Source organism: Nocardia sp. XZ_19_231, from assembly GCF_015355705.1.
Classification (GTDB): domain Bacteria; phylum Actinomycetota; class Actinomycetes; order Mycobacteriales; family Mycobacteriaceae; genus Nocardia; species Nocardia salmonicida.
In genome coordinates this window covers 878,344-896,038 of sequence record NZ_JACUZI010000001.1, presented here as the reverse complement: position 1 = coordinate 896,038, position 17,695 = coordinate 878,344, and the positions used below count along the sequence as shown (strand labels likewise).

Genomic DNA, 17,695 nt, shown 5'->3' with positions numbered 1-17,695 from the left:
GACGCGAAACTCCCGACGCGACCGCCCAACTGCGATTGGCGCCAAATATAGCCGAACTCGCCGACAGTTTTCGAGTCGTGCCACCTTCGATCTGGGCGATCGACTATCAAAACTAGAACATGTTCTATATCCTCGGGCACATGAAGGTCGCAGTGACCGGCGCAGCCGGCTACCTCGGTACCAACTTGATCCCCCTGCTCGTCGAGCGCGGCCACGAGGTCGTCGCGATCGACCGCGTGGCCCCGACTACCGCCGATCCGGCCGTGACCTGGGTCGAAGGCGATGTGCTCGACCCCGCGTCGATGCGGGCGGTGCTGGCGGGCGCCGAGGTGGTCTACCACCTCGTCGCGTTGATCACCCTCGCCGAACGCAACGATCTGGCGTGGCGGGTGAACACCGAAGGCGTGCGCGTCACCGCCGAGGCGGCGCTGGAATCGGGTGTGCGCCGGTTCGTCCACACCAGTTCCATCCACGCCTTCGATCAGTACCGCGCGGGTGGGCACATCGACGAGACCTCCGGCCGCTCCGACGATCCCAGCCTGCCGGTGTACGACCGGTCGAAGTGGTCCGGCGAACTGGCGTTGCGTCCGGTGATCGAGCGCGGACTCGACGCGGTGATCGTGAATCCGACCGGCGTCTACGGTCCGGTCGACCATCTGGACCGACTGTCGCGCATCAACTCCGCCGCCGGCCAGGCGATGCGCGGCCGGGTGCCGGTGATGATCGGCGGCGGCTTCGACCTGGTCGACGTGCGCGACGTCGCCCACGGCCTGATCCTGGCGGGCGAGAAGGGCCGCACCGGCGAGAACTACCTGCTCGGCGGCGAGATGACCACGATGGTCGACCTGTGCCGGATGGCCGCGGCCCGCACCGGCGCCAAGGGTCCACGCTTCGTCATCCCGGCGAAGGCGGTCGGCGCGATGATGCCGGTGCTCGAGCCGATCAGCAGGCGCCTCGGCTCCGACATCATGTCCAAAGCCGCGATGGGCGCGCTGATCTCGGCGCCGACCGTCGATCACGGCAAGGCCGAACGCGAACTCGGCTACCGCCCGCGTCCGACCTTGGAGACCGTCAACGACCTCGTCGACTTCCTGCGGGCGTCGCGTCAGGCTTGACACCTGTTCGAACAAATGTTCGACTCGTGGGGTGCGGTGGCAAGCTCAAACCCTGGACGCCGATGACGGCGCGCTGCCCGGCCTGACCAGGGCCGGGCTGGTTCGCTCCGTCCGCACCCCCGAGTTCGACGGCATCACCTTCCACGAGGTGCTGTGCAAGAGCGCGCTGAACAAGATGCCCGAGAGCTCCGCGCTGCCCTTCCGCTGGACGATCAACCCGATGCGCGGCTGCTCGCACGCCTGCCGCTATTGCTTCGCGCGGGGCAGCCACGAATATCTCGGCCTCGACGCGGGCGAGGATTTCGATTCCGAGATCGTGGTGAAGACCAATATCGCCGCGGTGCTCCGCCGTGAGCTCATGCGCCGTTCCTGGCAGCGCGAGGCGGTGGCGCTCGGCACCAACACCGACCCGTATCAACGTGCCGAGGGCCGATACCGCTTGATGCCCGGCATCATCACCGCACTCGCCGATTCGGGCACCCCCTTCTCCATCCTCACCAAGGGCCCGCTGCTGCGCCGCGACCTCCCGCTACTCACCGAGGCGGCCCGGCGAGTCGAGGTGAGCGTCGCGGTGTCGATCGCCATCCTCGATCCCGATCTGCACCACAGCCTCGAACCGGGCACCCCCGAACCGCGCGCCCGCCTCGACCTGGTCCGCGCGCTGGCCGACGCGGGCTTCACCGTCCATGTCATGGCCGCGCCGATCATCCCCTGCCTCACCGACAGCCGAGCCCACCTCGAAGCCCTGTTCGCCGCGATCGCCGACGCGGGCGCGTCCAGCGCCATGGCCTTCCCGATGCACCTGCGCGGCCCCACCCGGGACTGGTTCCTCACCTGGCTCGCCACCGAACACCCCGCGCTCATCCGCCGCTACCGCCAGCTCTATGCCCGCGGCAGCAACGTCACCCCTCTCTACCGCGACTGGTTACGCGACCGGGTGAACCCTCTCCTGACGCACCACGGCCTCCGTCAAACGCAAGGCCGCACAACACCAGCCACTCCCCCGGCCACGCCACAGAGCGCGCAACTCGCTCTCTTCGGCTGACCGCCGCCAGAACTCCGGCATCCGGATCCGAGAGCGGGAGGTTCAGCCGAGCGCGGCGACCTCGGAATCGCTGAGGACTACCGGCGAAACACTGTCCTTGCTGCGCACCGACCGCACCGCGCGATACAGCGGACGTTCCTCGAGACCCGCATCGCGCGCCTCGGCGCGCAGCTGCTGCACCAGCACTTCCGAGATCGCGACGGCGGCGACGAGTTCGCTGGCGGCGAGCGCGTCGGCGAGTTTGCGCAGACCGAGTAGGTGCAGTTCGCGTCCGCTACCGACGTCGGTGTACATCGCCAGGGGCACCAGTTGGGTGTCGCCGCCCGCAGTGACCCGCAAGGCGATGCGACTGAGCCGCGCGGGGTACACCAGCAGGTGCACGCCGGTGGCGTCGGCGAGGTCGAGAGTGTGTTCGCCGAACAGGCGATGTGCGCGGATCACGGTGCCGCTCAACCACATTCGGCGCCGCTGGAACGCGAACACGTAGCCGATGGTCGGGACCGCCACGGCCAGTCCGATCAGGATCGCGTACGGCCAACTCAGCCAGACCGCCGACAGCAGCGTCGCCCCGACGCCGACCCCGAGCGCGGCCAGCGCGAGCCTGCGCAACATCGGCGCGAACATCTCGGGCGCCACCAGGTCGATACCCACCGGTTCCGTCGCCGACGACTGCCCGGATTGCCCGTCCACGATGACCCTCTCCACCCGCCACCGGCCCGCCCGGTGTGGCGCGGTCAGATTACCGCGCCACACCGACCTCGGCAGCCGACTACCCGAGCCCCTCGCGCAGCACCGCGACGACGCCGTCGAGCGGGACGGACCGCTGCTCGCCGGTCGCCATCTCCTTGACGCCGATGGTGTTCTCGGCGAGATCGCGATCACCGAGCACGAGGGTGTACTTCGCCCCCGAACGGTCGGCGCCCTTCATCGCGCCCTTCATCCCGCGTCCGCCGTAGGCCAGGTCGACGCTGATGTCGGCCGCGCGCAGCTCGCCGGCCAGTGCGACCAGCTTCGCCTTGGCGGCGTCACCGAGCGCGACGCCGTAGACCTGGCAGCGCGCCGGATCGGCCGCCGACTTGCCCTCGGCCGCGAGCGCCAGCACGGTCCGGTCGACACCGATGCCGAACCCGATGCCAGACAGCGGCTGCCCGCCGAGTTCGGCCATCAGCCCGTCGTAGCGCCCACCGCCGCCGATGCCCGACTGCGCGCCGAGTTGATCGTGCACGAATTCGAACGTGGTCTTGGTGTAGTAGTCCAGGCCACGCACCATGCGCGGGTTCACCACATACGGCACGCCGAGCGCGTCGAGGTGCCCGAGGACCTGCTCGAAGTGGGCCTTCGCCGACTCCGAGAGGTGGTCGATCATCAACGGCGCGTTCGCGGTCAGCTCGCGCACTTCGGGACGCTTGTCGTCGAGCACGCGCAGCGGGTTGACCTCGGCGCGGCGCTGGGTCTCCTCGTCCAGGGGCAGCCCACGGAGGAACTCCTGCAGCAGTTCGCGGTACTGCGGACGGCACGTCTCGTCGCCGAGCGAGGTGATCTCGAGGCGGAACCCGTCCAGGCCGAGCGAGCGGAACCCGGCGTCGGCGATCGCGATGACCTCCGCGTCGAGGGCGGGATCGTCGATGCCGATCGCCTCGATGCCGACCTGCTGCAACTGCCGGTACCGACCGGCCTGCGGGCGCTCGTACCGGAAGAACGGACCGGCGTAACAGAGCTTCACCGGCAGCTGACCGCTCTTGTCCAGACCGTGCTGGATCACCGCGCGCATCACGCCCGCGGTGCCTTCGGGACGGAGGGTGAAGCTTTCGCCGTTGCGGTCGGCGAAGGTCCACATCTCCTTGCTGACCACATCGGTCGACTCGCCGACACCCCGTGCGAACAGGGCGGTCTGTTCGAATACCGGCAGCTCGACATGCCCGTACCCGGCGAGTCGGGCGGCGTGGATCAAGCCGTCGCGCACGGCGACGAACTCGGCCGAACCGGGCGGCAGATAGTCGGGGACCCCCTTCGGGGCGGTGAAGCTGCTGGTCTTGGTCACGATGGTCCAGTTTTCCCCACGGGCGCCCTCCGCGTCCAACCGGTTACCCTCTAGACGAACCTGACGACACGGGAGGAACGCGGTAGTGCCGAGTAACGAACAGCGACGGGCGGCGGCCAAGCGCAAGCTGGAGCGCCAGCTGGCACGACGGGCCGAGCAGGAGAAGAAGCGCAAGCGCTTGACGATCGCGGGCTCGGTACTGGGTGTGATAGTCGTCGCGGCCGCCGCGACCGGCGTGTATTTCCTCACCAGAGGCGACGACAGCGAGTCGGCGACCGCCGAGTCGTCCTCGGCGGTGCCGACGACCCAGTTCGTCAACACTCCCCTCGACATCCCCGGTCCGCCGCCCCCCGCGGCCAAGCCGGCGACCGTCGACTGCAGCTACCCGGTGGACCAAGAGCCCCCCGCGAAGCCCGTCACCGCGCCCGCCACGACATCGGTCGCCACCGACGGCCCCGAGGTCAAGGTCGCGATCGACTCCACGCAGGGACCGATCGGGTTGTCGCTCAACAGCGCACAGGCACCCTGCACGGTCAACTCGCTGGTGAGCCTGGCCCAGCAGGGCTACTTCGACAAGACCAGCTGCCACCGCATCGTGGCGACGCCGGGCTTCGGCATCCTGCAGTGCGGTGACCCCGCGGCCACCGGCATGGGTGGCCCCGGCTACAGCTTCGACAACGAATACCCGACCGATCTGTTCGCCGCCGGTGACCCGGCGCTCCAGCAGCCGGTGAACTACAAGCGCGGCCTGGTCGCCATGGCCAACGCTGGTACCTCGCCGGAAGGCAAGGGCACCAACGGAAGCCAGTTCTTCCTGGTCTTCGGTGACACGCAGCTGCCGCCGAACTACACCATCTTCGGCACGATCGACGAAGCAGGCCTGGCCACCTTGGACAAGGTCGCGAGCGGCGGCGTCAAGGGCGGCGCCGAGGACGGTGGGCCTGCCATCCCGATCTCGTTCAACACTGTCAAGGTGGGCTGACACCACCTTCTTCGGCGACAGAACGGACCGGACACGCTTGCGTGTCCGGTCCGTTTCCGATTTTCGTGCCCCGACGTGCGAAGAAGATCATCAGAGGCTAGGCAACCCTACGATTCATTCGAGACTCAACCCGCTCACCCGCGTTTTTCCCCACCCCCGGTCGGCCCCGCCGGACATCGCATCGTGTCCTTCGCGCGGTAGGCTCAGATGTCCACTTCCACAGCAGCATCGGGGAGCAGTCATGGCGGAACTCGACGACATCGGCAGCGAAACGGCGTCCATGATGCGCACCATGCTGCAGATGGCCATCCTGGTCGCCGTCAAATCGCGCGAACACGGTCAGAAAGACGCCGAATCTCGCGCGAAGGCGATCGAGGCCAAGATGAAGGAAGCGCGCGAATTGCAGATCCGCGAGGCGCGTGATCTCAAGGCCAAGGATCCGCGCAATGTCGAACTCGTGCAGATGATGTCGGTGGGTTCACGCTCGGTGGAATCGCGTGGTGTCGAATCGCGCAGTGTCGAATCGCGCGGCATCAACCTCAACAAGGAGTCGGGCTCCCCCTTCGCCGCGAGCGCCGCCGGGCACTCGAGCAGCGTGGGACAGGCAGTCGGCTACGACTCCACCGAGCGGCGCGCAGCGATCGCGGCACATCTGCAGCGAGCCGGTGTCGCCCCCGAATTGAGCCAGGTCCGAATGCTGGTCGAGATGGGCCACGGGATCTCACCCGAGGAAGCGATCCGGCTGCGCGACGCGGGAACGCGGAACATGCCCGCGCGGGCACGTGGCCTCGAGCGCGGAATCGAACGCGGGATCGAACGCGGACGCTGATCTCGGCGGCGCCGGGGAGCAGCCCCGCCGAGATCGTGTTCGGCTCAAGCGCCGGGAACAGCGCCCTTGTCCCACAGCCCATTATCCGGCTCGGTCCACTGATCCAGGTCCGGCTTCTCCACCGGCAACGACGTGAGCATCTCTTTGTGCCCGTTGCGCACGCTGCAGTATTTGAACGGACCACGCGGGTCGAACAGCTTGATCATGTGGGGATCGGCGTGTTCGAGGAACCACACGCTGATACCGGGGCCGCCTTTCATCCGATAGTGCTCCCACGCCTGCCATAGCGCGTCCAGGCGCACAGCGGCCTCGGGGTGGCGCCACCACTCCGGGCACCACACCGTATCGCTGATATCGGTGACCTGACGACGGTAGAGCTGGCTCAGGTATTCGCGGACGAACTCGCTCACCCCGGCATAGACCCGCTCCTGCCGGTCCGTATCCGAAAAATCGTTGCTCACAGCGGCTTGACCTCCTCGACTTCACCGATCTCTTCCGGCGGACTGGATTTCGCTAGCGATGGTGACCCGAACTGGTCGTCTATCCGGGTTTTGCGAGTCGGGTCGTTCTGCTCGATCGACTTCTTGACCGCCTCGGAGTATTCCGATTCCCACCACGGCACCGTCCGTACCAGCACGGCAGGCTGACCGGAGGTGAACACGACGGCGCGGCCGCGCGGTAGCGTCGCCAGGCCCTGTGGAGTGAAGGTCACCGAGGAACTGAGCGAACGCGAGTAGCTCTTACTGTTGCCCGACTGCGACATCGACGACGAGATCGAGTCGTACTCGCCGATGGCCTCGGATCGGTCGCGCAGGAAGGCCATGTCGTCGACGCCGCTGCCGAGCACTTTGATATTGGCCGCGGACCACAACGCGCTCATTCCGGCCTCGCCCCAGCAGCGCGCACCCTGTGCCCACGACTGCAGCACGGTCATCACCACGATGCCGCGCGACCCGAAGTGGCTGTACTGCTTGGGCAGATCCTTCCAGCGGACCACGTTGGCGGCCTCGTCGAGCACCGCGAGCAGCGGGATCGGCAACCGCCCACCGGACGACCGCGAAGCCTTGCGCATGGCCACATCGATGACCGCCTCGGTGAGCGCGCTGACCAGCGGTGCCGCCGATCCGCGCCCCTCGAGCGACAGGCAGTACAGCGTGCCGTTGCGTTCGATGAACTCCAACTCGTCGAACTGGGGGCGAACACCGTCGGCCGGCGTGATCCAAGGATGCACGTTCGACAACTGCAAGCAGCGGATCATTTTCTTGGCGGTACCGAAAATGCCACTCCTGGTGCGCTGGTCGGCGTTGTACTGCATGGCCAGACCGGACGCGGTGAAGTGATGTTCGGCGCTGCGCAGGTGTTCGATCGCCTCGGTGTTCTGCGGATTCGTCACCCATTCCCACACCTGGGTGATCGGTTTGCCCGCGATCGCGGCGGCGAGGAAGAACGCGGCAAGCAGGTCCTCGGCCTCGGGATCGAAGAAGTTGTCGCCGTCGTCGGCGCTGCCGCCCGTCTCGGCGTCGGCGAAGTGTCCCGCGAGCCGAGCCGCCCGCATCTCGCACCCCTCGGTGCGGAAGTTGACCCAGCTCAGCGGATCCCAGAACCAGGTCGGTCGTTCACCGGCGACACCTTGAGGATCGAACACGAACGTGCGACTGCCCTTGGCTTCCTGCACATCACGGGTCGCGTCGACCACGTCTCGCTTGTTCGACGTCGCCAGCACGGGCCCGATCGCGGAGAGGATCGCCGGAATGACCCGCGAGGTGGATTTGCCCTGTCGGGGGCCCCAGATGTCGAGATGCAGGTCTTCGTAGGAGCCGTAGAGCGGGGTGCCGTCGGCGACAGCGATGCCGATCGGCACACCGGGTGAGTCGTTGGTGCCCAGCTTCATACCGAGGGCAGCCGCCTTCTCCCTGACTCCGGCCTCGGTGATCGACGCGATCGCACTTCCGCTGCCCATGTGCTCGGCCTTGTCGTCCACCGCCAACCGGCCGACGACCGCACGCTTCTGCAACCGCTTACGGATCACCACATACGCGATGGCCGACGCGATCACCAGCAGCACGATCACCGTCGACGCACGCGGCCACTGCAGCTTGCCTCGCGCCAGATCGGCGACCACCGCGATCGGGTTGATCGGAATGGTCTGCGGCACAACCGCCAGCGCGTTGCCCAGGTGCAGGGCGACAGCGAGGGTGATCAGCGCCGCGAACCCGAACATGATCATGATCAGCGTTGTGTCGGGTCCGACCGCGGCCGGATCCGTCACCTTCTTCTTCGCCACGGGTGCCTCCTTGTGTGGACGTGGTGGGTGGTCAGCGGAACGCTTCGAGGCGCCAGCCTTGCGGCGTCTGCACCACGGTCGCGATGACCGTGCTCGGCGGTAGGGCCTCGGTGCGTCCGTTCGGGTAGACGACCGTTTGTTCGATGCCGATCTTGTACTGCGCCACAGTCGGATCCGCGCTCGCGGGCGCGGGTTCCCCCGAAGCGAAGGTGAATGCCGTCACGTGGGCTTTCGCCTTCGCCCAGTCGGCCCACTGTAGTGACGGTTTCGGCGTCTCGGTCACGCCGATCGAACTGTCCAGCATACGTATCATGCTGGGCCCCAACCATTCTCGCGCGCGCTGCAGCGAGGATCCCGGTTGCTCGGTGACGGGGTTCCAGGTGTAGACCTCGCGCAGGGCGACGACCGCGACCCCGTCGGGAGTGGTCGGGTCGACCGCGGCCTCGAGCAGGCGGGTGGTGGAGGTGGCCTCAGGGCGCGACGGCTCGGCATCGCCACCACAGGCGGGGACCGAGAGCAGGACTACCACGAGCATCACCGCCGGAGTTGTGCGGATTCGTGTTCTCTCCCACCAGGTTATCGCTGGTCGTGCGCTCACAACACCCTCCTCGCCCGTGCGTCGCCGGGCACCGCCACTTCGGCGACACCCCCACCACCGCGGTTGCTCGTCGGCGGGACCGCCTGGATCAGCCGGCCGTTGCCCGCGTAGATCCCGACCTGGGTCGGTCCCTGCCGTCCGAACCCGCTGAACACCAGATCACCGACCGCCGCCTTCGCGATCGGTACCTCCCGGCCCGCCTCCCACTGCTGTTCGGCGGTGCGCGGCAACGTGACCGCGCCCGAGGACGCGGCGAACACCGCCGCGGCGGTCAGGCCCGGCCCGTCGAATCCGCCGCCGCTCGGCCCTTGCGGGCCGCCGCCACCCCACACGTACGGTGTGCCGAGCCAGTCGTGGGCGGCCTCGACGATCTGTTCGCCGTCGGACCCCTGCCCCGGAGTGAATCGGCCCTGCGCGCCGGGCGCCCGGTACTGCGGTTCCATCGACAAGATGTTGGTGACATACGGCCTGGTCTCGGAATAGTGCGCCGCGTACTGATTGGGCATACCTCCCGATGTCAGCACCGCGCCCTCACCGGCGTTGTATCCGGCCAGGGTGAGTGCGGTCAGGTCGCCCGACACGCGCCCCGTGGCGATCCAGCCCGCGATCTTGTGGGCGATCGAGCACATGTAGCGGGCTTGGCCGATGATCGCGTCGCCGTCGTCCCACACGCTGGCGGAACCGTTGCCGTCGGCATCGATGATGTAGGGCTGACCGTCCTCGGGGTTGATACTCGCGGCTGTGCCGGGCAGGAATTGGGCCAGGCCCTGGGCACCCGCGGGCGAGGTGAGACCGCGCCGGAATCCCGACTCCTGCTTGGCCTGCGCGGCCAGCAGCGACGACGAGATCTCCGGGCACACGGTCCCCGCGCGGCGATACCAGATCTCGAGCTCGGCGGGGACCTTTCCATCGGCCAGTGCCCCACCGGCGCTGCCGAATCCGCGCACACAGTTCGGATCGCTCGAAAACGCCCGCGCGCCGCCGACATCCGGGGTGGGTGCGCCGTCGAGCCACGGCATCGGGTCGATCTGACGGCCACCGGTGAACCGGCCGCCGGGCACGATCTCGAAATGCAGGTGCGGGCCACTGGATTCGCCGGCCGAACCGACCATCCCGATCGGCTGACCCGCGGTCACCGTCTGGCCGGTGCGCACCTTGACGCCCGCGTCCCACATGTGGCCGTAGACCGCGGAGTAGGCGCGGCCGTTGGTGTCGACGGAATCCACGACGATCCAGTTGCCGAAACCCGAAGCGGGGCCGGCGGCGACGACTCTGCCGTCGGATACCGAGTAGATCGTGGTCCCATCGGTGGCGGCCATATCGATGCCCTTGTGATCGCCGCCGCGCGAACCGAACACATCGGAGACGGTGAAAGTTCCGATCTCGAGCGGCAACGTGCGGCGCAGCGGACCGACACCCGCGGCCAACACCGGCGTGCCGGTGACCGCCGGATTCGACGTCGGTGCGGCAGCACTGGTCGCGCCCGCGCGATTGTCGGCGCCGAGTTGGGGCAGCGTCGGAACCGACGATCCGACCAGCACATCGCCGGTCTCGCAGGTCTCATCCGAGGACGGCAGCACGATCACCAGGATCAGCGCCACCAACCCGACGACCGAACCGAGCACCGTCATCATGATCGTGCGGACGTTCACCGGCCGCCTCCCCGATTTCCGCGGCGGGCGCCGACTTCGGCAACGTCCGCCGCGGCGACGTTCATGTGCGGCGCCGGGACTCGTTGAGCGTGTCGGCGAGCGTGCGGTTCATCTCCGCGGCGGCGGCCAGCTGTTGTTGCAGCAGCGCCACTTTGCGGCGTAGCGCGGTGGCGTCCAGCCGGTCCAGGCTCGGGTCCTGGGTCGCGCGGACCCAGTTGCGTACCGAATTGGCGTGCACGCCGATCTGTTCGGCGACCATCCGGCACGCCTCGGATTCGCTGCGCAGCTTGTCGGTCAGCGCGACCACCTGGGCGACGGCGGCATTGCGGACCTCCGGTGAGACCCGGCGATAGGACCGGTGCGGCATCATTGCTCACTCCCGTTCGAGTAGTCCGGCGTGCCACGTGGGTTGTCGCCGAACTCGCTGAAGCGCTGATTCGTGTCGTGGATTCCGCTTTCTCGTTCCGACACCGTGAACTCCATGTGGAAAGGGATACCGGGTCGACGATCCTCGCCGACCTTCAGCAAGAACTTTCCGGTGCCGGGCGGCGAGGGCCGCTGCTGGCCGGGCTTGAGCGCCTCACCGGTGAGGGCCTGCGGCGCCGACCAACTGGTCACCATCTCCTGCTCGGCCGAGGTGAACGGCACGGTGGAGTCGAGCCTGCTGATCTCCTCGGCGGGCAACGCGCCGAAGATCTTGGCGCGCGCGCGTTCCAGGAAGCCGATGGCCTTGGCGATCGCGGCGTCCGAGCCCAGCGCCTGCAGGTCCTTGATGGTGTGGCTGATCATGATCAGGGCGGTGGCGAGGCCGCGCTGCAGACGGGTCAACTCGTCGACGCGGTCGACCATGAAGTCGCCGAGACCGAGCACCTGCCACAGCTCGTCCATCACCACCTGGAAGTAGCGCTGCGGGCCGAGGTCTGCGTCGGCCAGCACGTGCGCGGCCTCGACGGAGGCGAAACCGTCTGCCCAGCAGGCCAGCATGACCGCGGCCTTGAGCTTCTTGTCGCCGCTGGGGATGTGCGAGACGTCGATGCACACCGCGACGGCGCTGGTGTCGATGGGAACGCTGGTCTGGCCGTTGAAGATCGCGCCGAACGGGCCCTGGGTGAGCGCGCGCAGCGAACGGCGCAGCCCCTTGATCGCGTTCTGGTATTCGTCGCTGTTGTCGGCGCCCGCGTCGAGCATCATCTCGGCGCCGCCGCCGACGATCACCTCGAGCAGGTTTTCCATGATCGGCGGCTTGTCGGGGGTGAATCCCCCGGGCTGGTAGAGGATGCGCAGCGCGGTGGCGATCAGCGTTTCCTCGAAGTCGGCCACGCGGGCGCCGCGGACCAGTTCCACCAGGCCCGCGATCAGCGTCACCTGCCTGGCCCGCAGATCCTGCAGCACCTGACGTTGCAGTGCGGGTTTGTCTTGCAGGCGTGGCACGACCGAGCCGAGCACGCCCGCCGCCAGTGGGTTCAGCTTGCCGTGCCCGTAGCCGAGGTCGATCACCTGACCGCCGACGAGTTCGACCATCTTGCGGTAGTCGGGTTTCACGTCGGCCAGGATCAGCGGGGTGATGCCCTGGGCGATGCCGCCGAGCACGATCCGGCGCACGAGCGAGGACTTGCCGAAACCGTTGAGACCGAGCACGAACAGGCTGGGCGCGGTGATGAAGCTGCCGCGCATGAACCAGTTCATCGGATCGAAGCAGACCGGGGCGCCGGTGTGCAGATGCGAGCCGAGCGGAGTACCGATCAGCGGCGCGCCGGCCCCGACCGACCACGGCCACAGACCCGCGACCTGGGCGGTGGTGGCCCGATACTCCACCGGGCGACCGACGACATTCATCTTGCCGCCGCCCGCGCCCGAGTAACCGCGGTCGGTCAATTCGGCGGTGGTGCGGTCGAATCCGTCCTTGACGACGGCCTCGCTGCGGGCGTGCGCGTTGTTGCGACGCAGGTCGTCGGTGTGGATCCGGAAGGTCGCCCATGCCGCCCGCAGACCCGACTGCTCACGGGCGATCATCTCGTAGCGGGCGCGGGTGGCGTCGTCGAGCAGCGTCGGGCCGGACTGCGAACGCCGGTCCGGCTTGGTCGATTTCGCGGACCGACCCGAACCCATCGCACGGTCGGCGGCCTCGTCGGGCCGGATCGCGCGAACAGCCTTCGCGGGCCTCGGCTTCTTCTTCGTCAGCTTGGGTTCGGCCTGCTTCGGCCGTCGACGCGGATCGGCCTGGGGACGTTGGTGTTCCAGACGTGGGCCGTGATCCTCGTCGCGCAGCCCACGTTCGGCCCGCGCCCGTGCGGCCCGCTCGGCATCGGGATGCGGACGTCGAGTGCGGCGCTCCCCCGCACCTTCGCGGCCGGGTGCGCGCGGTCCGTCACCGCGACCGCGCATCTCGTCACCACGGGCGCGAACGCGGCCGTCCTCGTCCTCCCTCGGCCTGCGTGGTTCCTCACCACGCGGTCGGGTCGGGCGGCCTCGGTCGGCACGCGGTTCCTCACGCGACCTGCGCTCACCCGACGGACGTTCTTCGGGCACGCGTGATCCCCGCGCCGAGCTTTCGCGCTCGTCGCGTTCGGTGCGCTCGTCGAGGCCGAGCACGTCGTCGCTCACGCGCGGCGCGCTCCCCGCGGGCCGTGGCTCGCGTTCGCCGCGGATGCGCGGCGGCCGGTGGACCGGGCGCAACGCGACGTCGTCGCGATCGCGCACCGGGGGTTCGTAGTCGCGTCCCATAATCGCCTCACCCCGCCAATGCCTTCGGAATGGTTGCGTGTTCGGGCAGGATCACGCCGCAACCGAGAGATGCCGCGAACGCCGCGGACTGGTACCGGTAGCAGCGCCGGATCTTGAGCCGCGCCTGCGTGGAGAGGTCACGGGTGATGGCCTCGATGCGTGGCAGGTCACCGCGCAGCGGTTCGGTGATGGTGACCAGCGCGCCGAAACGGGTGACACCGTGTCCGCGTGCCTGTTCCTCGCGCGCCTGCTGGGTGGCACCCACCCGCAGCGTCGCCGCCGCCGAAACCACACCGCGTTCGCTCTGCTGCGCGACGAGCGCGTTCTTGAAGTCGTCGTCGACGATCTCGGCGGCATCGGCGGCCGAGTGCGGCCGGTAGACGATCGCGATGCGTTTGCGTGGCACTTCCGGATTGGGCGCGAGCAGCCGCTGCAGCACCCGCTCGTCCACCGCGCCCTCGGGCGCCGCGTCCATCTCCCAGGTCACCGAGCGGCCACCGTCGTGGATCAGGTGATCCCACTTCTCGTCGTAGGACACCGGGCCGGCGTCGTCCCAGCCGAGGCCGTGCCCACCGGGATCGGCCGCGGCCACCTCGAGATCGGCCTGCGCGGCCGGGTCGTAGCTGCGGCGGATGAAGGAGATGACCTCCTCCGCCGACATCGGCTGCGCCCGCACACCCGCCTCGGCCAGCGCCGCGCAGATACCGGGCAGCCTGCGCCCGATCTCCACCGCTTCCTCGGCCGGATTCTTGCGCCGCTCGGCCGTGGTCGCCTTGAACGTGATCGCCACCCGCGGCAGCAATTGCACACGCTCCTGCGGCAATTCGGTGGCCAGCTCGTACATCACCTGCTGGGCCAGATCGGGGGCTTCGGGGCGGGTGATCGTGGAAACCTCGTTGAGCAAACGGTTTCCGGTCTCGGGCACCGTGTCGATCACCGGCACCACCGCGACGATGTCGCTGGTCTGGCCGACCGAGGCGAGGAAGGTGCCCCAGGCCGCGACCCAGCGGTCGATCACCGGCTGGTCCACTGCCTCGTGCCCCTGCGGCCAGGCCCGCAACACCACCGTGTACTGCGCGAACGCGGGCAGATGGATCATCCCGAAGTGATAGCCACCGGCGTCGATGCCTTCGTAGAGCTTGGACGGGGCGAGCAGCCCCGGCAATTTCGTGACACCGCCGGGGATCCGGGAGAACCGGCCGCCGCGATACACGTGCTCGCCGTTGTTGCGCGAGCGCCTCCAGTTGAACATCATCAGTCCCGTCTCATAGCCCGAGCGGCCCCCCGTCCGCCACACCAGGGGCACCATTACCAGCGCACCGAGCCCGCCGACGATGAAACCCCATTTGAATCCACCGACCATCGCGCAGATCAGTGCCGTGATCACCACGACGAAACCGATCACGGTCTCTTCCCAGCGCAGGCCGAAAAGGCCCGCGCTGCGCGGTTTCTGCCACAGCCCGTACGAGCGGCGCTCGTAGGTGTCGGTCACCGAGGTCGTCATCGCGGAATCGTGCTCCTGCCGAGGTCGGGTGAACGATTCGCCCAGCGGTCACCGGCGACGTCGCCCATCGATTGATCCGCGCGCGACGCACTGCCCGCCGCGGCCCGCGCGGCGACCACATTGCGTGCCGCCGCCCCCTGAGGCACCGAACCCGAACTGGTCGTCGCGGGCGGCGCGGAACCACCTCCGCGTGGTGGTGGCGCCGGGCGCGGCGCACCGCCACCGCCGCCACTGCCGCCACCGCTCGGCCCGCCCGGCCGCCCACCCGCACCGCCGCCACCGAAGTAGCCTGCCGAGCCAGGTGCCGCCACCGGCCGGGAGGCGACGGCCTTGGTGCCGATCGCACCGAGACCCATTGCGCCGACGGCCACACCACCGGCCATCATCAGACCCGAACCGCCGGTGCCGACCGTGGCGACCGCAGGCGCCACCAGGCGCATCAGCGCGGGCAGCACGAACGCCACGCTGCACAACAGCACCAGCGCGACCAACATCCGCTGCGCGTCCTCACCGCTGGGCAACCCACCGGACGCCGTGGTCTCGTCGACGTGGCCCGCGGTGGTGAACGCGATCATGTACACGATCGCGGCCACCGGTTTGAACAGCATGAACGCGATGATCCAGCCGACCAGCTTCTGATACGACTGCTTACCGGTCCCGGTCGCCGAGGCGGCGGCGGCCAGCGGCAGCACGCCCGCGGCGACCACCAGCAGACCCTGCCGAACGATGGCGAGCACAATCTGGGCAAGCGCGCCGAGCAGTCCGACGATAGCGATGATCAGCACCAGACCCGGCGAAAAGGCTTGCAACTTACTGGTCTTCACCATCAACTCGGCCATGTTCTTGGCATTGCCGCCGGTGGCGTCTTCGATGATCCACTCGGAGAACTTGTCCGAGGCTCGCGTCCCCGCGACGATCACCGCGCCCAGCATCCACGAACTGAACACCACCCTGGCGAACAGGCGGAACGATTCGGCGGCCTCGCTCACGGCCGCCCCGCGTCTGGCCTCGGCCAATCTGCCGCCGGTGATGATCACCGAGGCGATCAACAGCAATATCTGGATCTGATAGGTGTAGTCGTTGATCTTGGTGAACAGTGCCCCCGAGTCGCTCACCGCCTCGTTGGGCACCTTCATCCAGAAGGTCAACGCCAGGATCAGCGCCTCACCGAGGCCCTTCATCAGCGAGTCGACCACCTTGCCGAAGGTCGAATCCCACGCCTTGTCCTTGACCGCGGTGGCCGCGTCGCCGGGATGGGAGGCGGCATTGCCCGCCTTACACACCGCCGATGCCGCGTCGCCGAGCGAGACTCCGGGGATCGCGACGCTGTCGAGGGTGTCGTGCAGTTCGTTGCACGCCTCGTCGAAGCCGTAGGTCTGGCCGTAGGCCACCGTCGGCGTCGCGATCATCACGGTGAAGATCACCGCGAAAATGGTGACGATCCGCCTCAGCATATTTGGCACCCCTCGATGGTCCGCGCGGAATCGATCCGGGCTGTGCTGTCTCTCGATCACCATGTCGTCCACCCCGCCAGCGATTCCACGTACTCGGTCTGGGTATTTGCTGTCGTCGATGGTTTGAGCCGCCAGTCACCGGCGTCCCACACCACGATCATCCGCATCGCGGCGTATAGCTGCTTGCCGTCGATCACCGGGCCGCGCGAGGCGAGCCGCACGATCGCCAGATCGTCGGCGAAGTCGTCGATCTTGAACGCGTCGGAAGCCACGAAGTACTGGGTCACCTTCTTCGGCTGCTGCGCAGGCAGCCTGTCACCCGACAGCGCGGAGTCGTAGGCGGCCAATTGCGCTGTGCTGACCCGCACTTGCGTCACGTACAGGTCGCGGTCGCCCGGGCGGGCGTTGAGCCGGTAGGTGATCTGCGCGGCGGCCAGCGCGGCACCCTGCGGGGTGCGCGCGTAGCCGACGGCGAGTCCGTCTTCGATCCGCGACGGCCCGTCGGAGGTGGAGAACGGCACCGATGCGCCGTAGACACGCTGCCAGCCGTGCGGTTTCGTGGTGCCCCTCGGCGCGCCGATCAGCCAATCCGGGTCCGCGGCGGTACGTTGCGTACCCGGTTCCTGGGCCAGCGGCTGGCCCGCCGGGTTGTTCGGAATGTCGACCCGCCTGCCGAGCAGGTCGACATCGGGTTCGGCGAAACCCGTTCCGCCCGCGGCCTGGGCGGGCGGTGGCGTGTTGTCCACGGCGCTGTCGCCGTCGCGACTGAAGTACACGACGGCGCCGACGACCATGATCAGGGCGAGCAGGGCACCGGAGGCGATCATGCCGAAGGACGCGCGGTCGCGCGTGCCCGGCTCCTTCTCGCTCACTGTGGTGCCTCCAATGTCACGATGTCTTGCGGTAATTCGTCGATCGGGTCGACCGGTCGGTCGACCGAGCGCGGGTCGGGTAACTGCAGTCGCCAGTCTCCGCCGTACCAGCTGACCGTGGTGTGGTTCACCGCCCGTGACCGGTCGGAGTATTCGGTGTAGACGTCGACTGTCGTTCGCTCGTCACGATATTCGGTAATTTTGTAACCCAACAATTTCGGCGCGTACTCCGCCGTGGCGGGTCCGGTGATCGACAGCTGTACTCGGTTGATCGCCCACTCGTCACGTGCCGGTCCCGGGACGAGTTCGGCGTTCACCACCTGGGCCCATTGACTGTCCGGCGCCACCGACAACCGGATGGTGTGGGTCAGCGCCGCCAGCCCGGCCCCGCGCGGGGAATGCTCGAAACCGGTCGCGGCGCCCTGGTCCACCGTTTTCGGGCCCTGGTCGGTATGCGGCATGGAGATACCTTGGTAGTCCTGCCAGCCGATCCCGGTCGGTGCGGCGGTCAGGACGGGGCCGGTATCCTCACCGCCGCCACAGCCGACGGCTGCCGCGAGCAATGCGATACCGACCGCAACCGGTCGTGTCACTG

At 68.2% G+C, this 17,695-nt stretch carries 16 protein-coding genes; 4 read left to right on the top strand and 12 right to left on the bottom strand.

Annotated features, from left to right (window positions below):
- The first annotated feature begins 140 nt into the window (after positions 1–140).
- Positions 141–1,115: an NAD-dependent epimerase/dehydratase family protein gene (locus IBJ82_RS03950; RefSeq protein ID WP_194824545.1), complete on the top strand. Its 975-nt coding sequence runs from the start codon at positions 141–143 to the stop codon at positions 1,113–1,115.
- 31 nt (positions 1,116–1,146) lie between these two features.
- Positions 1,147–2,160, top strand: a complete 1,014-nt coding sequence (locus IBJ82_RS03945) for an Rv2578c family radical SAM protein (protein ID WP_194824544.1) — start codon at positions 1,147–1,149, stop codon at positions 2,158–2,160.
- 42 nt (positions 2,161–2,202) lie between these two features.
- On the opposite strand, the gene IBJ82_RS03940 is transcribed toward IBJ82_RS03945, so the two are convergent.
- Complete coding sequence (locus IBJ82_RS03940) at positions 2,203–2,850, bottom strand: hypothetical protein (protein ID WP_370585134.1); 648 nt, start codon at positions 2,848–2,850, stop codon at positions 2,203–2,205.
- A 79-nt stretch (positions 2,851–2,929) separates the two neighbouring features.
- Positions 2,930–4,201 carry a histidine--tRNA ligase gene (hisS, locus tag IBJ82_RS03935; RefSeq protein ID WP_194824542.1) on the bottom strand — a complete coding sequence of 424 codons (1,272 nt, stop codon included), beginning with the start codon at positions 4,199–4,201 and terminating at the stop codon, positions 2,930–2,932.
- Positions 4,202–4,286: 85 nt separating this feature from the next.
- Between hisS and IBJ82_RS03930 the strand changes: the two genes are divergently transcribed.
- Both IBJ82_RS03930 and IBJ82_RS03925 read left to right on the top strand, forming a co-directional pair.
- Complete coding sequence (locus IBJ82_RS03930) at positions 4,287–5,183, top strand: peptidylprolyl isomerase (RefSeq protein WP_194824541.1); 897 nt, start codon at positions 4,287–4,289, stop codon at positions 5,181–5,183.
- Between the two features lie 241 nt (positions 5,184–5,424).
- The gene (locus IBJ82_RS03925; RefSeq protein WP_194824540.1) at positions 5,425–6,012 is read left to right on the top strand and encodes a hypothetical protein; all 588 of its coding nucleotides are present in this window, start codon (positions 5,425–5,427) and stop codon (positions 6,010–6,012) included.
- Positions 6,013–6,056: 44 nt separating this feature from the next.
- On the opposite strand, the gene IBJ82_RS03920 is transcribed toward IBJ82_RS03925, so the two are convergent.
- The 10 genes from IBJ82_RS03920 to IBJ82_RS03875 all read right to left on the bottom strand — a co-directional run bounded on the left by IBJ82_RS03920 (position 6,057) and on the right by IBJ82_RS03875 (position 17,693).
- Positions 6,057–6,473 (bottom strand): DUF4913 domain-containing protein, encoded by a 417-nt coding sequence (locus tag IBJ82_RS03920; protein WP_056810698.1) that lies wholly within the window; start codon positions 6,471–6,473, stop codon positions 6,057–6,059.
- Positions 6,470–8,296 (bottom strand): type IV secretory system conjugative DNA transfer family protein, encoded by a 1,827-nt coding sequence (locus IBJ82_RS03915; protein ID WP_194824539.1) that lies wholly within the window; start codon positions 8,294–8,296, stop codon positions 6,470–6,472. The genes IBJ82_RS03920 and IBJ82_RS03915 overlap by 4 nt, the downstream gene beginning before the upstream one ends.
- 31 nt (positions 8,297–8,327) lie before the next feature.
- Complete coding sequence (locus IBJ82_RS03910) at positions 8,328–8,894, bottom strand: hypothetical protein (RefSeq protein ID WP_370585133.1); 567 nt, start codon at positions 8,892–8,894, stop codon at positions 8,328–8,330.
- Entirely contained in the window at positions 8,891–10,546 is a 1,656-nt protein-coding gene (locus IBJ82_RS03905; RefSeq protein WP_194824538.1) for a peptidoglycan DD-metalloendopeptidase family protein, read from the bottom strand. The genes IBJ82_RS03910 and IBJ82_RS03905 overlap by 4 nt, the downstream gene beginning before the upstream one ends.
- 61 nt (positions 10,547–10,607) lie before the next feature.
- Positions 10,608–10,916, bottom strand: coding sequence for a transposase (locus tag IBJ82_RS03900; RefSeq protein WP_062982964.1), 309 nt, complete (start codon positions 10,914–10,916; stop codon positions 10,608–10,610).
- On the bottom strand, positions 10,913–13,270 hold the full coding sequence (locus IBJ82_RS03895; RefSeq protein ID WP_194824537.1) for a hypothetical protein: 2,358 nt from the start codon (positions 13,268–13,270) through the stop codon (positions 10,913–10,915). The genes IBJ82_RS03900 and IBJ82_RS03895 overlap by 4 nt, the downstream gene beginning before the upstream one ends.
- A 7-nt stretch (positions 13,271–13,277) precedes the next feature.
- Entirely contained in the window at positions 13,278–14,774 is a 1,497-nt protein-coding gene (locus IBJ82_RS03890; protein ID WP_194824536.1) for an SCO6880 family protein, read from the bottom strand.
- On the bottom strand, positions 14,771–16,228 hold the full coding sequence (locus IBJ82_RS03885; protein WP_194825160.1) for a hypothetical protein: 1,458 nt from the start codon (positions 16,226–16,228) through the stop codon (positions 14,771–14,773). The genes IBJ82_RS03890 and IBJ82_RS03885 overlap by 4 nt, the downstream gene beginning before the upstream one ends.
- Positions 16,229–16,284: 56 nt before the next feature.
- Positions 16,285–17,100, bottom strand: coding sequence for a hypothetical protein (locus IBJ82_RS03880; RefSeq protein WP_194824535.1), 816 nt, complete (start codon positions 17,098–17,100; stop codon positions 16,285–16,287).
- Positions 17,097–17,693 (bottom strand): hypothetical protein, encoded by a 597-nt coding sequence (locus IBJ82_RS03875; RefSeq protein WP_194824534.1) that lies wholly within the window; start codon positions 17,691–17,693, stop codon positions 17,097–17,099. Before IBJ82_RS03875 ends, IBJ82_RS03880 begins: the two co-directional genes overlap by 4 nt.
- Between the last annotated feature and the right edge of the window lie 2 nt (positions 17,694–17,695).

Bases quoted from the DNA above. Each gene is read 5' to 3' on its own strand.
- IBJ82_RS03890 (WP_194824536.1), bottom strand. From the start codon at position 14,774: ATGACGACCTCGGTGACCGACACCTACGAGCGCCGCTCGTACGGGCTG.
- IBJ82_RS03950 (WP_194824545.1), top strand. From the start codon at position 141: ATGAAGGTCGCAGTGACCGGCGCAGCCGGCTACCTCGGTACCAACTTG.
- IBJ82_RS03925 (WP_194824540.1), top strand. From the start codon at position 5,425: ATGGCGGAACTCGACGACATCGGCAGCGAAACGGCGTCCATGATGCGC.
- IBJ82_RS03900 (WP_062982964.1), bottom strand. From the start codon at position 10,916: ATGATGCCGCACCGGTCCTATCGCCGGGTCTCACCGGAGGTCCGCAAT.
- IBJ82_RS03895 (WP_194824537.1), bottom strand. From the start codon at position 13,270: ATGGGACGCGACTACGAACCCCCGGTGCGCGATCGCGACGACGTCGCG.
- IBJ82_RS03885 (WP_194825160.1), bottom strand. From the start codon at position 16,228: ATGCTGAGGCGGATCGTCACCATTTTCGCGGTGATCTTCACCGTGATG.